The organism is Streptomyces sp. ISL-96 (genome assembly GCF_018614035.1).
Lineage (GTDB): Bacteria > Actinomycetota > Actinomycetes > Streptomycetales > Streptomycetaceae > Streptomyces.
The window spans coordinates 17,381-34,902 of the sequence record NZ_JAGGPA010000011.1 but is presented as its reverse complement, the minus strand read 5'-3'; the positions used below and the strand labels follow the sequence as shown (position 1 = coordinate 34,902).

At 71.9% G+C, this 17,522-nt stretch carries 14 protein-coding genes; 8 read left to right on the top strand and 6 right to left on the bottom strand.

Annotation, left to right across the window (positions count from 1 at the left end; translation table 11 throughout):
* Positions 1-134: 134 nt before the first annotated feature.
* Complete coding sequence (locus J7E96_RS07340; protein WP_215128679.1) at positions 135-2,501, top strand: hypothetical protein; 2,367 nt, start codon at positions 135-137, stop codon at positions 2,499-2,501.
* Here J7E96_RS07340 and J7E96_RS07335 read toward each other — a convergent pair.
* From J7E96_RS07335 to J7E96_RS07320, 4 genes are all read right to left on the bottom strand, one after another.
* Positions 2,471-4,876: a right-handed parallel beta-helix repeat-containing protein gene (locus J7E96_RS07335; RefSeq protein WP_215128678.1), complete on the bottom strand. Its 2,406-nt coding sequence runs from the start codon at positions 4,874-4,876 to the stop codon at positions 2,471-2,473. The two genes, J7E96_RS07340 and J7E96_RS07335, sit on opposite strands and share 31 nt — an antisense overlap.
* A 109-nt stretch (positions 4,877-4,985) precedes the next feature.
* Complete coding sequence (locus J7E96_RS07330) at positions 4,986-5,591, bottom strand: hypothetical protein (RefSeq protein ID WP_215128676.1); 606 nt, start codon at positions 5,589-5,591, stop codon at positions 4,986-4,988.
* A gap of 74 nt (positions 5,592-5,665) precedes the next feature.
* Positions 5,666-6,490, bottom strand: a complete 825-nt coding sequence (locus J7E96_RS07325) for an MOSC domain-containing protein (RefSeq protein ID WP_215128674.1) — start codon at positions 6,488-6,490, stop codon at positions 5,666-5,668.
* Positions 6,491-6,532: 42 nt separating this feature from the next.
* Complete coding sequence (locus J7E96_RS07320; RefSeq protein ID WP_215128672.1) at positions 6,533-7,000, bottom strand: DUF6643 family protein; 468 nt, start codon at positions 6,998-7,000, stop codon at positions 6,533-6,535.
* Between the two features lie 271 nt (positions 7,001-7,271).
* Between J7E96_RS07320 and J7E96_RS07315 the strand changes: the two genes are divergently transcribed.
* A complete protein-coding gene (locus J7E96_RS07315; protein WP_251069538.1) occupies positions 7,272-8,498 on the top strand; it encodes a TerD family protein in 1,227 nt (408 codons plus the stop codon).
* Between the two features lie 16 nt (positions 8,499-8,514).
* Here the strand turns inward: J7E96_RS07315 and J7E96_RS07310 are convergent, their stop codons facing one another.
* A complete protein-coding gene (locus J7E96_RS07310) occupies positions 8,515-9,708 on the bottom strand; it encodes a glycosyltransferase (protein WP_215128668.1) in 1,194 nt (397 codons plus the stop codon).
* Positions 9,709-9,766: 58 nt separating this feature from the next.
* Between J7E96_RS07310 and J7E96_RS07305 the strand changes: the two genes are divergently transcribed.
* Together J7E96_RS07305 and J7E96_RS07300 are read left to right on the top strand one after the other, a co-directional pair.
* Positions 9,767-10,552 carry a glutamate racemase gene (locus tag J7E96_RS07305; RefSeq protein WP_215128666.1) on the top strand — a complete coding sequence of 262 codons (786 nt, stop codon included), beginning with the start codon at positions 9,767-9,769 and terminating at the stop codon, positions 10,550-10,552.
* Between the two features lie 66 nt (positions 10,553-10,618).
* Positions 10,619-11,176: a hypothetical protein gene (locus J7E96_RS07300; RefSeq protein WP_215128664.1), complete on the top strand. Its 558-nt coding sequence runs from the start codon at positions 10,619-10,621 to the stop codon at positions 11,174-11,176.
* 62 nt (positions 11,177-11,238) lie between these two features.
* On the opposite strand, the gene J7E96_RS07295 is transcribed toward J7E96_RS07300, so the two are convergent.
* Positions 11,239-12,327 (bottom strand): O-antigen ligase, encoded by a 1,089-nt coding sequence (locus J7E96_RS07295; protein WP_215128662.1) that lies wholly within the window; start codon positions 12,325-12,327, stop codon positions 11,239-11,241.
* A 319-nt stretch (positions 12,328-12,646) separates the two neighbouring features.
* Between J7E96_RS07295 and lnt the strand changes: the two genes are divergently transcribed.
* From lnt to J7E96_RS07275, 4 genes are read left to right on the top strand one after another with little or no spacing between them, the layout of a single operon-like run.
* Positions 12,647-14,182: an apolipoprotein N-acyltransferase gene (gene lnt, locus J7E96_RS07290; RefSeq protein ID WP_251069561.1), complete on the top strand. Its 1,536-nt coding sequence runs from the start codon at positions 12,647-12,649 to the stop codon at positions 14,180-14,182.
* 36 nt (positions 14,183-14,218) lie between these two features.
* Positions 14,219-14,698, top strand: a complete 480-nt coding sequence (locus tag J7E96_RS07285) for an NUDIX domain-containing protein (protein WP_215128660.1) — start codon at positions 14,219-14,221, stop codon at positions 14,696-14,698.
* Between the two features lie 55 nt (positions 14,699-14,753).
* Positions 14,754-15,551: a 3-hydroxybutyrate dehydrogenase gene (locus J7E96_RS07280; protein WP_215128658.1), complete on the top strand. Its 798-nt coding sequence runs from the start codon at positions 14,754-14,756 to the stop codon at positions 15,549-15,551.
* 16 nt (positions 15,552-15,567) lie between these two features.
* Positions 15,568-17,481, top strand: a complete 1,914-nt coding sequence (locus J7E96_RS07275) for a helix-turn-helix domain-containing protein (RefSeq protein ID WP_215128656.1) — start codon at positions 15,568-15,570, stop codon at positions 17,479-17,481.
* The last annotated feature ends 41 nt before the right edge of the window (positions 17,482-17,522 follow it).

Sequence of the window (17,522 nt, the reverse complement as noted above, 5' to 3'; positions counted from 1 at the left end):
CCCCGGGGAGATTCCGTGAGGAGGTTCGGCAAGAGCCGTACCACGGCTGCCCGGGATCCGGGATCCTTGAGCGGCCGCGCCGTGCGCGGAAGACCATCCTCCCGATCCTCCCACCACGAGAGCGAGCCACAGAAGTGCCCCCTGTCACACCGCCCGGCGGCGACGACGACGACGGCGGAGCCGCGCTCGAACTTCTGGTCCACGGGGTCGGCGGCACCACCCCCCAGGAGATGCTCGGCGATCCGCGTACGGTCCGGGTCACCGGCGACGAGACCGCCGCCGTGTACCGGCGTACCGACGACGCCGAAGCGGAACTCCACCCGGACCGGCCGGGCGACGACTCCCGCGACCGGCCGGTCCCCGAGGCGTACGTCTGGTGCAACCTGACCTCCGGCAACGGGGCCCGCGCTCTGTGGCTGCTCCTGCTGCCGTTCATGGTCGCCAACCTCGCCCACTGGATGCAGCCCACCACCCGCGGCCTCACCCGGACCGTGCGCGTGTACGGCGTGCTGGTGCGACTCCTCGCGCTCAGCCTCACCGTGCTGCTGATCGCCGCCGCCTGCGAGGTCGCGCTCGATCTCGCCGCCTGGCAGTGCGCGGGTTCCTCCCGCTGCTCCGGCGACAAGTCGTGGCTCGGCTTCCTGTCCACCGACCGAGGCGGCTGGTGGTCCCAGCCGGGCCGGCGCCTCGCCGTGGCCGCCCTCGTGCCCGCCGCGCTGACCGGCCTGCTCTGGTACCTGTCCAACCGTACCTGGAGCGCGTACGAGTCCCAGCGCCCCCTGCCCGCCGGCGCCGAGCCGGACCCGGACGAGCCGACCGCCCGCCCCGCCCTCGGCATGCCCGGCTTCTGGTACGGCCGCCGCCTCGTCGCCCGGCTGCGCGCCGCCCACACCGCCGCCGGGTTCCTCACCGTCGCCGCCGCGCTCGCCGGAGCGGGCGCCCGCTACGACCGCCGCGCCTCGGGCCCGTTCCTCGAAGCGACCGGCCGGCTGCTCGAACTGGCCCTGCTCGCCGGGGCCGCCGTGGTGGTCTGGGTGGTCTGCCGCAGGGGCCGCTGCGAAAGCCGCCTCGACGTGAAGCTCGACCGTGTGGTCGTCGCCCTGCTGCCCGGCTCCGCGCTCGCCCTGCTGGCGCTGACGTTGCTGTACGCCGCCTGGTCCCGCCCCGAGTGGGTCTCCGCGGGCCGGCTCCCCGGCGACCGTACCTTCGGGATCATCGCCCTCACCCAGGGCGGCCTGGTCGTCGCGCTCGCCGCCGTGGCGCTCGCCATGTACCGGAGGGCTCCCGACGCCCGTACGGCGATGCGCGGGCTCGGTGGTCCCGCTACCGCCATGCTCGCCTGCGCGCTCGGCGGCGTCATGACCGGCGGTGTCGCCCAGCGCGTCGCCGACTGGCTCGACGGAGCGGGCACCCCGGGGGAGCCGGGCGGCAGCATCGACGGACCCCCGGTGCTGCTGACCTGGCAGGCGTCCGTCATCCCGCCCCTGCTGGTGGTCCTGCTGGCGGTGGCCGCGTTCTTCGCCGTACGCACCTGGCGTGGCCGGGGAGCGATGGCCGACGCCATCGAGGCGGAGTACCCGGACGCCGAGCCCGACACCGTACGCACCCGCCGCATCGCCCGTATCCGCGCCATGGCCGCGCTCACCGACCGGGCGCCGGTGATCCTCGGCGTCACCTCGGGGGCCACCCTGCTGCTGGGCGCCGGCGCGCTCCTCGGGGCCTGGACGACGGGGAAGGTGCCGGGCAGGGCCGCGGCAGGCAACCCCGACTTCGTCGCGTCGGCGGCGCAGGCCGCTCAGGCGCTCGGCTCATGGCTGATCGGCGTCGGCTTCATACTCTTCGTCACCTGGGGCCGCCGCGCCTACCGCGACCCGGCCGCCCGCCGCACCATCGGCATCCTCTGGGACGTCGGCACCTTCTGGCCGCGCGCCGCGCACCCCTTCGCGCCGCCCTGCTACGCCGAGCGCGCCGTTCCCGACCTGACGTGGCGGATGGCCAGCTGGACCGACCGTACGGGCGGACGGCTCGTCATCTCCGGCCACTCGCAGGGCAGTGTGCTGTCGGCGGCCGCCGTCTGGCAGCTGCCGCCGCGCACCAGACGCCGCGTCGCGCTGCTCACGTACGGATCGCCCCTTGAGCGGCTGTACGGGCGCTGGTTCCCGGCGTTCTTCGGAACGGCCTGTCTCGAAGCCCTGAGCCATGAGTTGCACTGCTGGCGGAACCTGTGGCGCCGTACCGACCCCATCGGCGGGCCGGTGCGTGTGAAGGGCGGACAGGGGCTCGATGTGGACCGCGCGGCGCTCAAGGACCCGCTCGCTTACGGGCGTACCAGGGAACAGCCGTTGCCCGCCCCCGTGCTCGGCCATTCCGAGTACCAGGCCGATCCCGCGTTCGACCACGAAAGGACCGCGCTCCTCGACCGTCTGCCGCCGTGCGCGGTGCCCCGGCAGCGCCCCGACGCCCCGCTCGGTCAGGGAAACTCGGGCAGGTCCTCGGGGTAGAGGAGAGTGAGGTCGTCCGTGTTCATCTCGGTGAGCCGGGCGACCCGGCCGGCGTGGCGTTCCACCATCGACTCGAAGGTCTGTCGCGCGGTGCGTCCGTTGCCGAACGCGGGTCCCTTCGGCAGCACCGTGAAGTACTTCAGAAGCGCTTCGGACGTTCCCGTACCCAGCCGGTACTCGTGCTCCTCGGCCTGCTGCTCGACGATCCGCAGCAGTTCCTCCGGCGCGTAGTCGGAGAAGGTGATCGTGCGCGAGAAGCGCGAGGCCACGCCCGGGTTGACGTTCAGGAAGCGTTCCATCTCCGCCGTGTACCCGGCGACGATGACGACGACGGCTTCCCGGTGGTCCTCCATCAGCTTCACCAGCGTGTCGATGGCCTCCCGGCCGAAGTCGCGCCCCGAGTCCTCGGGGGACAGGGCGTACGCCTCGTCGATGAACAGCACACCGCCGCGCGCCCGGTCGAACGCTTCCTGGGTACGGATGGCCGTCGAACCGATGTGCTCGCCGACCAGATCCACCCGGGACACCTCCACGAGGTGACCGCGCTCCAGCACCGCGAGCGAGGCCAGGATCTCGCCGTACAGCCGCGCGACCGTGGTCTTCCCGGTGCCGGGGGAACCGGTGAAGACCAGATGGCGGCGGGCCGAGGCCGCCTTGAGACCGGCCTCCTGGCGGCGGCGGCCGATCTCGATCATGTCGGTGAGAGCGCGCACCTCACGCTTGACGCTCTCCAGGCCCACCAGGGCGTCCAGTTCACCGAGCACGGCTTTCGGCGTACGGACCGGCTCCGCGTCCGGCACAGGGGCCGTCACGGGCTGTGTGGCGCGCTGTCCGGGGACCGCGCCGAGCAGCCCGGTGGTCTGCGTCGCGGTCAGTACGGCGGGGGCTTCCGGGGCCGACGCGCGTACGCCGCTCTCGTCGCTCGTGCAGTCCTCGACGAGCGGACCGTCCTCGGCGAACTCGTAGCCCCCGCGCGCGCAGCGCTCCGTACGGCAACGGGTCAGCGTCGTACGGCAGCCGTCGATCACATGGAAGCCGTAACCGCTGCTCCCCGTCACCCGGCAGCCGTGGAACGTGCCGCGCCCTTCCGCCGAAACGTAGAAGCCCGCCTCTGCGGGCGACGTGACCGTACAGCGCTCTATGCGCGGGTCTGCGCCCTTGGTGACGATGACACCGGTCTGCGCCCCGTCGATGGTGCAGCCGGAGAGCGTGCCGCCGCTGCCGTGGTCGCGGAACCACGCGCCGGTCGACGCCTCGCGGATCCTGCAGTCGTCGAGCTGCGCGGTCGCGCCGTCGCTCACCGACACCGCCGTGTTGCGCACCTGGGACAGGTCACTGTCTATGACGTCGACGCGCGAGCCCCGGTCGAGCACGAAGAGCGCGTCGGGTACGTCGTGCACCCGGCAGCCCTCCAGAACGGCCGTCGCGCCGTCGCTGATCCAGACGGCCGGATAGTCGCCCGTACTGTCGTGGATCTCGCACTGGTTGGCGTCCACGCGCGTACCGGGGTCCCACACGGACAGCCCGTTACGGCCGAACCGGCGCACCGAGGAACGCGTGAGGGTGAGGACCGCGCGCGAGCGCAGGTCGATCGCGTTCTCCGGAATGTCGTGGATGTCGCAGTCGGAGAGTGTCAGTACGGCGTCGGTGTCGAGGGTGACACCGTCGGCCGAAGTGCGGTGCACCGTGCAGTCGGTGAGATGGGCCGAGGCACGGGCGGCGACCTGCACGCCGGAGCCCTTGACCTCGTACACCTCGCATCCGATGGCCTCCAGGCCGCTGCCCTCGCCGTTCACGGACAGGCCCGCGCCCGACGTGTGGTGGATACGGCAGCGCTCCAGGCGCGGGTGCGCGCCGCCCCGCACCGACACACCGGACTGGCCGGCCGCGACCACCTCGCACTCCTCGAACACTCCGCCCGCACCCTCCAGTACGCCGATGCCGACGCCCGCCGGGTTGTCGACGGTGCAGCGGCGCACGGTGGGCCGGGCAGCGCCGCGCACCTCGATGCCGACGGCGGAACGCGTCACGATGCGCAGATCGACGAGCTCCGGGGTGCCGTCCTCGACGAGCAGGGCAGGGGAGGCCGTGTCCTGGCCCTCGATGTAGAGGTCCTGGACCACGGCGGAGGCGCGCACGGTGAGCGCCACACCGTCCACGGGGGCGATCCGGACCGAGCCGACGGTCCCTTCCGGGCCGCGCAGCGTCACGGCCCGTTCCAGGACGAGATTTTCCCGGTACGTACCGGGGGCGACGGTGAGCACGTCACCGTCCCCGGCGGCCTCCAGGGCTGCGGCGAGGGACGCGTATTCACCTGTGCGGCGCCGCCACCGCGATGTGCCGGTGTGCGTCACCTGGACCGTGCCCTGTGCCATGGCGTTGCTGTGCCCCCACCTTGTACTGACGTGCTGACGATCTGGCCGCTCCACCGTAGCGCGCGCGGGGGAGGGGAGTTGACCGGTCAGCTGTGCCGGAGAGGCTGTCTCAGCTGCCCGCGCCCGTACGCCCCCAGTCGGGACCGGCCTTGGCCCATGCCTGGTCGAGACGGGCGTACCGACGCAGCATGAGCCACCGTACGACCAGGCGCCTGCCGCCCTCGAAGAGCGCGGCCGTCGCCGCGGCCGCGCCGATGCCGGCGATGGCCGCGTGGGTGGACGCCGTGGTGTTGTCCATGGGGCGGCCGACGACCTGGCCCTGTTCGTTCGTCCAGACCTGGAAGCGGTCGCCCGGCCGGCCGGTCCGCCGGTTGGTCGTCACCGTCCCGGTGTGCCGAGTGCCGTCGTGCGCGGTCCACTTGGCCACGACCTGGGCGTGTGCCGCGCGCTCCGACGCCATCTCGGGGTCGGGAATCACGGCCCTCTCGGGCGCGGCCCGGACGACGACCGCTGTCGTCGGGCGGCGCTGCTCGTGCTGGACGCGCACCGACTCCTGAAGTGCCGCCCGGGTGAGCGTGCCGCAGAGCCATCCCACGGCCGGGGCGGCGAGGGTGATCAGCAGTACGACGGCGAAGGTCACCCATGCCTCGACGAGATCGGTCGTACGGCACAAGGGGCTGTGCCGTCGGCGCCACACCGCGACTGCAGTCCGCACCGTCCCGCACCCCCTTCCGCGTCCGTCTCCTGAACGCGTCCGACGCCCCGGTGAGTTCCCACGGTCACGGAGTCCTACTCGAGGATTCTCACCGGATCACCGACACGGATCGTTCCGGTGCCTTCCGGTACGAGGTTCTGTCCGAAGATCAGCTGGTCGCCGGAGCGCCGGTGCCTGACGAGCGTACGCAACGGCTCCTTGCCGCGCTCCGCCGTCCGCTGGTCCGTGGTGGTGACGACACAGCGGCCACAGGGCTTGGCGACCCGGAAGGTGACGTCGCCCATCGCGATGCGCTTCCAGTCGTCCTCCGCCCACGGAGCGGTGCCGTCCACGACGGCGTTCGGCCGGAAGCGGCTCATCGGGAGCGGACCCTCGTCGGCGTGGTCGCCCTGCGCGATGAGGGAGTTGAGGGCGTCGAGCGAGGAGAGCGTGGTGACCAGAAGGGGATAGCCGTCGGCGAAGCTCACGGTCTCGCCGGGCTCGGCGTAATCGGGATCGATGGGACGGCGGCGGGCCGGGTCGTCGAGATGGACCAGGCGCACCTCGGTGCCCAGATATTCGCTGAACCAGGCGTGCGCCCCCGCGTCCGCCTCGACCGCCTCCACCTTGTCCTTCCAGAGCTGCACATCCGTGGTTCCCGCGGGCTCGGGCACGGCGACGCTCAGAGACTCGCGTCCGGGCGCGGACAGCCGTATCCCGCCGCCCGGCAGAGGTTCGGCACGCGTCAGCGCGAGCCTCGGCTGCGGGCGCTGGGTGACCACCTTGCCGGCCGGGTCGACCAGCATCCATCTGCGGTCCCCGGCCGGCCCCCACGGCTCGACCTTCACTTCACCCGGCGCGCACCCTGCCGCCGACTTGACCGGATAGACATGGACCGCGTGGAGAAGCGAATTCGGCATGCGGCCAATCCTGCCAGCCGGGTCGGACAATCGTGCGGCCCGTCAGTACCCCCGGCCCTGGTACTGGTGGTTGTACGGGTCGTCGTACGGCGTGGCGGCGGGCACCGGACGGGGAGCCGCGGGGCGCATGGCCTCGTACCCGGTGGCGGCTGCCTGGCGGGGCTGCTGCTGTTGGTACTGCTGCGGACCCGGGTAACCGCGTGGGCCCGCGGCCTGCTGAGGGATGTACGGAGCCGGAGTGTGCTGGAGCGGCGCCGGCTGGGGCGCGGCCTGCTGCGGGTAGCCGTACGAAGGGGCGGGGGCGTAGTAGGAAGGCGCCGGAGGAAGCGCGGGAAGCGCCGCCGGGAGAGCCGGCAGATAGCTGTTTCCGGTGTCGTACGCGGCGGGCACCCGGATAGGAGCGATCTGGGGCGTGCCCCGTTCTGCGACGAGGGAGTCGTAGATCGGAGTGTCCGGGAAGGACGGGGCGGAGTAGTAACCGCCGCCGTAGGTGGCGCGGGGGGAGGTCATGGCACCTAAGTTAAGCGGAAGATGTTCTGGTTGGGGAGCCCGATAAGAGGGTTGTTTTACGAGTTGCGAGTGACGGCGGATCCCTAATCCGAGCGAACTTGGGAAAATCGGTCGCCGCGCGGCGTTGGGATCGTGTAAAAGGCGTGCTGGCCATTGGTTACCCGGGGTCGCCGGGTGATCTTGAGCCCGTCGGCGCGGGCCTGTGGAAGGCGGGGGAATAGGTTGGCCGTACAGAAATCTCCAGAGACCCGCACTCGCGATGGGGGCGATCATGTCCATGCTTAAAGGAACCAATGTGCCGGTGCCGGCACAGGCCGTGCGCGTCGAATTGGGATGGCGTTCGGGTCCCGGTGTACCGGACGTCGACGCTTCCGCCCTTCTGCTGGTGTCGGGAAAGGTCCGCTCGGACGCGGACTTCGTCTTTTACAACCAGCCCGCGCACGCGTCGGGCGCGGTACGGCACGACGGGAAGACGCCCTCCGGAGACAGTGTGACGGACACGCTTTCGATCGACCTCGCACGGGTGGAGGCCGCCGTGGAGACCGTGGTCGTCGCTGCCTCGGCGGACGGCGGCAACTTCGGGCGTGTGCCGGGTCTTTACGTACGGGTACTGGACGCCGCGAACGGCACTGAGATCGCTCGCTTCGACAGCCAGGACGCGAGCGTCGAAACGGCCTTCGTCCTCGGTGAGCTCTACCGGCGACAGGGTGCGTGGAAGTTCCGTGCCGTGGGCCAGGGCTACGACAGCGGACTCGAGGGGCTGGCGAGGGACTTCGGCATCAGCGTCGACGAGCCCCAGCAGCAGACGTCAGCCCCGGTTGCGGCGCCGGCCCCCGCCGCTCCCGCACCCGCCGCTCCCGTACGCCTCACGAAGATCACGCTCACCAAGGAAGCCCCGGCCGTCTCGCTCACCAAGCAGGGCGGCACCTCGGGCATGATGCGCGTGAACCTCAACTGGGAGATGCGCAAGCAGTTCAAGGGCTGGGGCGCCAAGCTCGGCAGGGCGGTCGCCATGCACGGTGACCTCGACCTCGACCTGTGCGCCCTCTACGAACTCAACGACGGCCGCAAGGGCGTCGTCCAGGCGCTCGGCAACGCCTTCGGTTCGCTGCAGCAGCCGCCGTACATCCATCTCGACGGTGACGACCGCACCGGATCCGTGAGCACCGGCGAGAACCTGACCATCAACCTCGACCACAAGGACAAGCTCCGCCGCGTCGTCATCTTCGTGGCTGTCTACGAAGGGGCCCGTTCCTTCGCCGACCTGCACGCCACGGTCACGCTCACGCCGCAGAACGGCGCCCCCATCGACTTCTCGCTCGACGAGTGCACCGTGCCCTCCACCGTCGCCGCGCTCGCCCTCATCACCAACGAGGGCGGCGATCTGACCGTGCGGCGCGAAGCGCGTTATCTCGTACCGGAGCGCGGTGTCAGCCCGCAGCGCACCATCGACTACGCCTACGGCTGGGGCATGAACTGGTCGCCCGGCAGGAAGTGACCGTCCGGTGGCCGGCTCAGCGTTCCGGCGCGGCTTCAGGACGGGCGTACGTACGCCCCTTCCAAGCCGCGCCGCGCCCCCGGTAGTGCTGCACAGCGGAATCGACGGTCATCAGCAGATAGAGGACAGCCGTGAACGGCAGCAGCAACGCGAGCCCCAGCGGCTGCCGGTAGTAGCGCAGCACGGGAAGGTACGTAGCGGTCATTACCGCCCATGCCAGGCCGCCCGACCACGCCGCCACACCGTCAACCGACAGCACACCGGCGCACAGAGTGAGCGGGGGCGCGAGATACACCAACGCGAGCCCCGCGACCGTTCCCGCGAGCAGCGACGGACTGTGCATCAGCTGGGCGTACGCGCTGCGCGAGACCATCCGCCACAGATCACCGAGCCGCGGATACGGGCGCACGCTGTCCACCCGCTCGGCGAGCCCCAGCCAGATCCTGCCCCCACTGCGCTGCACCGCTGTGGCGAGTGATACGTCGTCGATCACCGCCTGCCGGATCGAGTCGGGCACGCGCGCGCGTGCCGCTGCCTCAGTCCGCAGCAGCACACAGCCACCCGCGGCCGCCGCGGTCCGTGCTCCTGCCTTGTTGACCCACCGGAACGGATAGAGCTGCGCGAAGAAGTACACGAACGCGGGAACGACGAGTCGCTCCCATGCGGTGACGACGCGCAACCGGGCCATCTGGGAGACGAGGTCGAGGCCGTTGGTGTCGGCCGCGGCCACCAGTTCGCGCAGACTTCCCGGAGCGTGCGCGATGTCGGCGTCCGTGAGGAGCAGAAACCCGGGTTCCCGTCGCTCGCCCTCGTGCCCCCGCTCGCGGGCCAGCGCGATGCCGTGCCGCAGGGCCCAGAGTTTCCCGGTCCAGCCCGGCTGCGGTTCGCCGGGGGACACCACGGTCAGCGGCAGCCCGCCGTGGACGCCGGCCAGCTCCAGCGCCAGGGCGCCCGTACCGTCCTCGCTGCCGTCGTCGACCAGAATGATCTCCGCGCGGCCCGGATAGTCCTGTGCGAGGAGCGACGGCAGGCTCAGGGGCAGCACCTCCGCCTCGTCGCGCGCCGGGACGACCACGGCGACATCGGGCCATACGTCCGGCTCCTCGCGGCGCGGCAACCGCTGGTCCGTACGCCAGAAGAACCCCTGGCCCAGCAGCAGCCACACCCACACGGCCAGCGATCCCACGGCAATCCACGCAATGGCGCTCATCCGTCGCAGTCTGCCCCACCCCGGGGTCGGCGCGAGGGCGGTCGACTATGGTGACCGGGTGAAGATCGCGCTCATGGACTCCGGAATCGGCCTGCTGCCGACGGCCGCCGCCGTACGCCGGCTGCGGCCCGACGCCGATCTGGTCCTCTCCTCCGACCCCGACAGCATGCCCTGGGGACCGCGTACGCCCGCCGAAATCACCGACCGCGCACTCGCCGTGGCACGCGCCGCCGCCGCGCACCGGCCCGACGCGCTGATCGTGGCCTGCAACACCGCTTCCGTGCACGCCCTGCCCGCGCTCCGCGCGGCGCTGGAGCCGGGCATCCCGGTCATCGGTACCGTGCCCGCGATCAAGCCGGCCGCCGCGGGCGGCGGGTCCGTCGCCATCTGGGCCACGCCCGCCACCACGGGCAGTCCGTACCAGCGCGACCTCATCCGTGACTTCGCCGACGGCGCCGCCGTCACCGAAGTGCCCTGCCCCGGTCTCGCCGACGCCGTGCAGTGGGCCGACGAGGAGGGCATCGACCGGGCCATCGCCGCGGCCGCCACCCTTACCCCGCGCGATGTAAGGGCCGTCGTCCTGGGCTGCACCCATTACGAACTTGTCGCCGAGCGCATCCGCGCCGCCGTTCAGCCGCACGGACTGCCGCCCGTGGTGCTCCACGGGTCCGCCGACGCCGTGGCCGCCCAGGCGCTGCGCCGCATCGGCGCTGCGCCCGCTCCCGCTGCCGCACCCGTCGCAGGCCTCACCGTGCTGATCGGCGGCCGGGACTCCGCGCTGCCCGGCGCCGCGCTCGCGTACGCCGAGGGCCGGCTGCTCGACACGGTCGACGCCGCGCGCTGACCGCGGGGCAGGCGGAGGCCCGGCTAGGCGCTGCCGCGAACGCGGAACGTGAGTACGCTGCTACGCATGAGGGACCACCCCCACGGGGGGCGTACGACGGAGCCCCTTCCCGTGATCTGGACCGGACGCGCGACCAACCGCGCACAGTGGCTGCTCGCGGCCGTCGGCGGCGGCTGCCTCGCGCTCGGTATCAAACTGGCCGTCGATTCGACCTGGACTTCCGGCCTCGCTCCGCTGGTGATGTCGGTCGTGGGCTGCCTGGCCGCCGGCCTGCTCATCCTCTTCGGGACGCTGGCCTTCGTACACGTGGCGGTCAAGGTCGACAGCGACGCGTTCGAGGTGCGCTGCGGCCACATGGGCCTGCCGCGCCGCCGCATCCCGCTCGCGCATGTGGTGCGCGCGGAGTTCGCACCGAGAGTCACACCACGGCAGTGGGGCGGCTGGGGCTACCGCTGGCGTCCGGAGAAAGGGATGGCCGTGATCGTCCGCAGAGGCGAGGGAGTCGTCCTGCGCCTAGGTGACGGCCGGATCTTCACGGTGACCGTCGACGACGCGGAAACGGCGGTACGGATCATCCGCGCCCGCCTGCACACGGCGGCGACCGGCATGCCCGCCGAAAACTGATCCACGCGGCTGTTCGGCTGCGCGCCGCCGCCGGAAACTTCACCCCTGCCGGTCCGCCTGAGCTAACGGCTGGGCGCCCGCACCGCTGCCTCGGAAGCGACCACACCGCCACCCCCGTCGTCGGGCAGCCGTCGCGCGGTGGCCAGCCCCGCCAGTAGCCCCGAGCCCGCTGTCACCGCCGTAAAGCTGAGCGCGGTGCCGATGGCCGCCAGCGTGGCGACGGCGGTGAGGGCCGCCGCGGCGGTCAGGACGACCGGGGTGGCGACGGGCGAGCGCCACAGTCCGTACAGCATCCAGCCGAAGGCGGCGCCCAGCAGAACGACCCCCACGACGCCCTGTTCGGCTGCCTGCTGCAACGGCGCCGAGTGGGGCTTGCCGTCGGCGTTGAGCGTCTGCTGGGCAGTGGGGCTGAGCCTGCCGAACCGGTCGGGGCCGGCGCCCCGCGTCGGATACTCCTTGGCGAGCTCGGCCGCGTCCCGCCACAGCAGAACGCGGTTCACCGTCAGCTGCCCCTCCAGCGACACCGTAAGACCGTGCGGCAGCGCGTCCTCGGCCACCGCCCACGAACCACCCACCACGAGCCCCGTTGCCAGGGCAAGGCCTGCCAGGCCCACCGCCCTGTGGCGCACGTGCGCCGCCGCCAGCGAACACAGCAGCACACCGAGCGCCGCGGCGAACCCGGCGACGGAACCGAGCACCAGCGCCGTCACGGCGACACCGAGTGCCAGCAGCCGGAGCGCGAGCCGCAGCAGATACGGTCGCGCCGCCCACGCCGCACAGCAGGCCGCGCCGGAGGCCAGCGCGAGCAGGCCGGCGGTCGCGCCCGTGCTCCCGGGACTCTGGCCGACGGCGGCCGCGCCCGGCAAGTCACCCGGTAAGCCCCCGTCCGGCCGCAGGGCGACGGCCAGGGCGAGCGCGGTCAGGGCGGCGGCCGAGGCGGCGAAGACCGGCAGCAGCGAGCCGCAGATACGGCCGCACGCATAGCCCCCGGCGACGGCGAGCACGGCCAGCAGTACGCCTTCGGGCCTGGCCTCCCGGCCGGCAGCGGCGACCAGCGCCCAGACGGCGCACCCGCCGAGGATCACGACGCCGACGGCATCGGTGACGGCGTCCCGTTCGCGGGCGCCGGACCGTATCGTCGGTATGGCCATCCCGTCGACCCCCCGACCTGAGACGGGCCCCGCCCACCACGGCCGGAAGGGCCGGGTGCCAGGGACTGGCGCACACGGTAATGGCAGGGGCAATGATTTGTGTACAGATTGCGCAGGAACGTTGCTTCGGCTGCCGGGCCGCGCTCCCGGGGGCCGCACCGGGACCGGACCGGGCGAGAGCCCCGCCGGCCACGACCGCGCTGTCCGGGCACCTCCCGGCCACCGTAGACTCCGCCGGGTGAGCGCCACTCAAACTGCCATGGAACAGCCCGCAGAACAGCTGGCCCCGCACCCCGATGCCACCCCTCGCGGGAGAAGAATGCTGACCCGGCTCGTGGCCCCCGCGGCCGCCGCTCTCTCCGGTCTGCTCCTGTACGCGAGCTTCCCGCCCCGCCCGCTGTGGTGGCTGGTACTGCCGGGCTTCGCCCTGCTCGCCTGGTGCCTGTACGGGCGCCGGGCGCGGGCCGCGTTCGGACTCGGTCTCCTCGCCGGGCTCGGCTTTCTGCTGCCCCTGCTCAGCTGGACGGGCGAGGAGGTGGGCCCGTTGCCATGGGTGGCACTCGCCACCGCCGAGGCGCTGTTCGTCGCGGTGACCTGTGTCGGAATCGCCGTGGTGACGCGGCTGCCGCTCTGGCCGGTGTGGGGCGCCGCCGTGTGGATCCTCGGCGAGGCGGTCCGCGCGCGTGTACCGTTCGGCGGCTTCCCGTGGGGCAAGATCGCTTTCGGCCAGGCCGACAGCGTCTTCCTGCCGCTGGCCGCGGCCGGCGGCACGCCCGTCCTGGGGTTCGCGGTCGTACTGTGCGGCTTCGGCCTCTACGAAGCGGTACGGCAGTTCCTCACCTACCGCTCGACCCGTAAAGTGCCGCGCAGGGGTGCGGCCATCGCCGCCCTGACCATCGTCGTGCCGGTCACTGCGGCCCTGGCGGCCCTCCCGCTCGTCGACAACTCCGCGCAGAACGGCACCGCGACAGCCGCCGCGATCCAGGGCAACGTGCCGCGGCTCGGCCTCGACTTCAACGCCCAGCGCCGGGCGGTACTGGACAACCACGCACGGCGTACGGAACAGCTCGCCGAGGACGTCAAGGCCGGCAAGGTGCCCCAGCCGGACTTCGTCCTGTGGCCGGAGAACTCCTCCGACCTCGACCCCTACCGCAACGGCGACGCCCGCCTGGTGATCGACCGTGCCGTTCGCGCGATCGGAGCCCCGACGGTCATCGGAGCGGTACTCACACCCGACACGGGAAAGCTGCGCAACACGCTCATCGAGTGGGACCCGGAACGCGGCCCCGTCGCGACGTACGACAAGCGGCATGTCCAGCCGTTCGGCGAGTACATCCCGATGCGTTCCTTCGTACGTCTCTTCAGTTCCGACGTCGACCGCGTACGCAGGGACTTCGGGCCGGGCGACGAGGTGGGCGTCTTCGACCTCGCCGGCACGAAGGTGGGGCTCGCGACCTGCTACGAGGCGGCCTTCGACTGGGCGGTGCGGGACACGGTCAACGGCGGGGCCCAGCTCATCTCCGTACCCAGCAACAACGCCACCTTCGGGCGCAGCGAGATGACGTACCAGCAGCTCGCCATGTCCAGGGTGCGCGCCGTCGAACACAGCCGGGCCGTCGTCGTTCCCGTGACCAGCGGGGTCAGTGCCGTCATCCAGCCGGACGGCAAGGTCGTACAGAAGACACAGATGTTCACGCCGGACGCACTGGTCGCCGAGGTGCCGCTGCGTTCCTCGCTGACTCCCGCGACGCGCCTGGGAACGATCCCCGAGGGCGTACTGGTGGTGCTCGCCGTGACCGGTCTCGGGTGGGCGCTGTTCCGCGGCGTACGGGCCCGTCGGAGTGCGTCCGCGTGAGCTTCACCCCCCGAGACGGCCCGTTAGGGTCGGACCATGGCAACTCCCGAATTCATCCGCCGGCTCAGGGCGACCGCGGGTCACCAGCTGCTCTTCCTGCCGGGCGTCAGCGCCATCGTCTTCGACGAGGCGGGCAGAGTGCTGCTCGGACGCCGCGCCGACACCGGGAAGTGGTCGATCATCGGCGGCATCCCGGAGCCGGGGGAGCAGCCGGCGGCGACGGTCGTGCGCGAGGTGTACGAGGAGACCGCCGTGGAGTGCGTGGCGGAACGCGTCGTTCTCGTACAGGGACTCAAGCCGGTCGAGTACCCGAACGGCGACCGGTGCCAGTACATGGACATCACGTTCCGGTGCCGGGCCGTCGGCGGTGAGGCGCGCGTCAACGACGACGAGTCGCTGGATGTGGCCTGGTTCTCGGTGGACGCACTCCCGGACCTCAACGAATTCGCGCTCCTGAGGATCAAGCAGGCCCTCACCGACGAACCCACATGGTTCGAGCCCACCACACAGCTCTGAAGTATGGGCGGTGACCACATCGGTGCCGAGGTGGGCGCTGCCTAGGGTCGTGGGCATGACCGCGCCCACCACACACACCGCGCACGTTTCCGGACCCGACCTCAGCGGCCGTACCGCGCTCGTCACCGGCGCGGCGGGCGGCATCGGCCGCGCCTGCGTGCTGCGGCTCGCGGCCGCCGGAGCCAAGGTCAGAGCCGTCGACCGGGACGCGCGGGGGCTCGACGCCCTCACGGGGCAGGCGCGGGGCCTGGCGGGCTCGGTGGAGCCACAGACCCTCGACCTCACCGACCTCGACGCGGCGGAGCAGGTGGCGGCGGGCACGGACATCCTAGTGAACAACGCGGGGCTGCAACTGGTCCGTCCCATCGAGGAATTCCCGCCGGACGTCTTCCACACTGTCCTGACCGTGATGCTCGAAGCCCCCTTCCGGCTGATCCGGGGAGCGCTCCCGCACATGTACGGGCAGGGCTGGGGACGTATCGTCAACATCTCGTCCGTGCACGGGTTGCGCGCATCCGCCTACAAGTCGGCGTACGTGGCCGCCAAGCACGGGCTCGAAGGGCTCTCCAAAACCGCAGCCCTGGAAGGCGCCGAGCACGGCGTCACATCGAACTGCGTCAATCCCGGGTACGTCCGCACCCCGCTCGTGGAGCGGCAGATCGCCGACCAGGCGGCCGCACACGGGCTGCCGGAGGAACGCGTACTCACCGACGTACTGCTCAAGGACTCCGCGCTCAAGCGCCTCCTCGAACCGCGGGAGGTCGCCGAGGCCGTGCTGTACCTGTGCGGCCCCCACGCATCGTTCATCACGGGAACTTCGCTGCCCCTCGACGGCGGCTGGACCGCTCACTAGCTGGTTGAGTGTGTCCATGTCCCACGATCAGCCACAGAGCGGCAGTGAAGTCCCGTACCTGGAACTTCTCGCGCGCGGGGCCGCGGCCGATGCCTACGAGCGGCCGGTGCTGGTCGCCCGCGCGGACGGCGCGACGCCCGAAACACTCGCCGCACTAGAAACCGCGAAAATGCACGCCCTTAGGGTACGGGCCGAACTGGAGGGACGGCGACGGCGCGAGGCCGAGCTGTCCGCCCTCTACGAGACCGCCCACGACCTCGCCGGGCTGCGCGACCTGGACGCCGTACTGGCGGCGATCGTCCAGCGGGCGCGGTCGCTCCTGGGCACGGAGGTCGCGTACCTGAGCCTCAACGACCCGGTCGCGGGCGACACGTACATGCGGGTCACCGAAGGGTCGGTGTCGGCGCGCTTCCAGCAGCTGCGGCTCGGCATGGGGGAGGGGCTCGGCGGACTCGTCGCGCAGACCGCCCGCCCTTACGCGACCGAGAGCTACTTCGACGACCCCCGTTTCCAGCACACCTGGACCATCGATTCGGGCGTACGCGACGAAGGGCTCGTCGCGATCCTCGGCGTACCGCTCACCCTGGGCAGCCAGGTGATCGGAGTGCTCTTCGCAGCCGACCGCCGTGCCCGCGTCTTCGAGCGTGAACAGATCGCGCTGCTCGGTTCGTTCGCCGCACATGCCGCTGTCGCGATCGACACCGCGAACCTGCTGGCGGAGACCCGGTCGGCGCTCGCCGAGCTGGAGAAGGCCAACGAGATCATCCGGGACCGCAGTGGTGTCATCGAGCGTGCCTCGGACGTGCACGACCGGCTCACCGAACTGGTGCTGCGCGGGGGCGGCGTCCACGATGTGGCGAGCGCGGTGTCCGAAGTGCTGGACGGGGCCGTCGAGTTCAGGGAAGCCCCCGAAGGGGAACCCGCGGGGGCGGACGGACACGCGGTACGGCGCGGCGACGACTGGGTGGTCAGCGTCTCGGCCGGCGGTGAACTCCTCGGCGCGCTCGTCCTGCGCGGCCACCCCGCCCTGGACCCCGTCGACCAGCGCACGCTCGAACGCGCCGCCATGGTGATGTCGTTGCTGCTGCTGGCCAGGCGCTCGGCCGGCGAGGCGGAGCAGCGCGTACGGGGTGAACTGCTCGACGACCTCCTCGATGCCCCCGACCGCGACCCCCGCCTGCTGCGCGAACGCGCCGCCCGGCTGCGCGCCGACCTCGACGCCCCTCACGTGGTGCTGGCCGCCCGCATCGAAGCGCCGCGGGAGGCCAGCGTGGAGCGCGAGAGCGCGGACCGCAGGCGGCTCTGGTCCGCGGCCTCGCACCTGGCGGCCACCGGGCACGGCCTGGCGGCGGCCCGCGACGGCGGCACCGTACTGCTGCTGCCCCTGGACAGCGGCGACAGCGCCGCTGCCCTCGCCCGGCAGACGGCGAAGCACCTGGGCGGCGCCCTGCGCGAGCCTGTGACGGTCGGAGCGTCGGGGCCGGTGGAAGCGCCCGCGACGCACCCGGGAGCGGTCGCGGGCGCGTACGAGGAAGCACGCCGCTGCGTCGACGCGCTGCGGCTGCTCGGCCGTTCCGGGGAAGGGGCGGCGGCTGAGGACTTCGGCTTCCTGGGACTGCTCCTCGCGGACAGCCGGGACGGACGTTCCGGGGGCGCCATCGAAGGGTTCGTACGCCGCACCATCGGTGAGGTCGTCGCATACGACCGGCGCCGGGGAACGGACTTGGTGCGCACCCTGGACGCGTACTTCGCGTGCGGGATGAGCCCTGCCCGTACGAAGGACGCACTGCACGTTCACGTGAACACGGTGGCGCAGCGCCTGGAGCGGATCGGCAGGCTGCTGGGCGCCGACTGGCAGTCACCGGAGCGGGCGCTGGAGGTGCAGCTGGCGCTGCGGCTGCACGGACTGTCGTCGGCTGTGACGCGCTGAAAAAGACCGTACTCGGGAACGTCCGGAGAACGTTCCCGAGC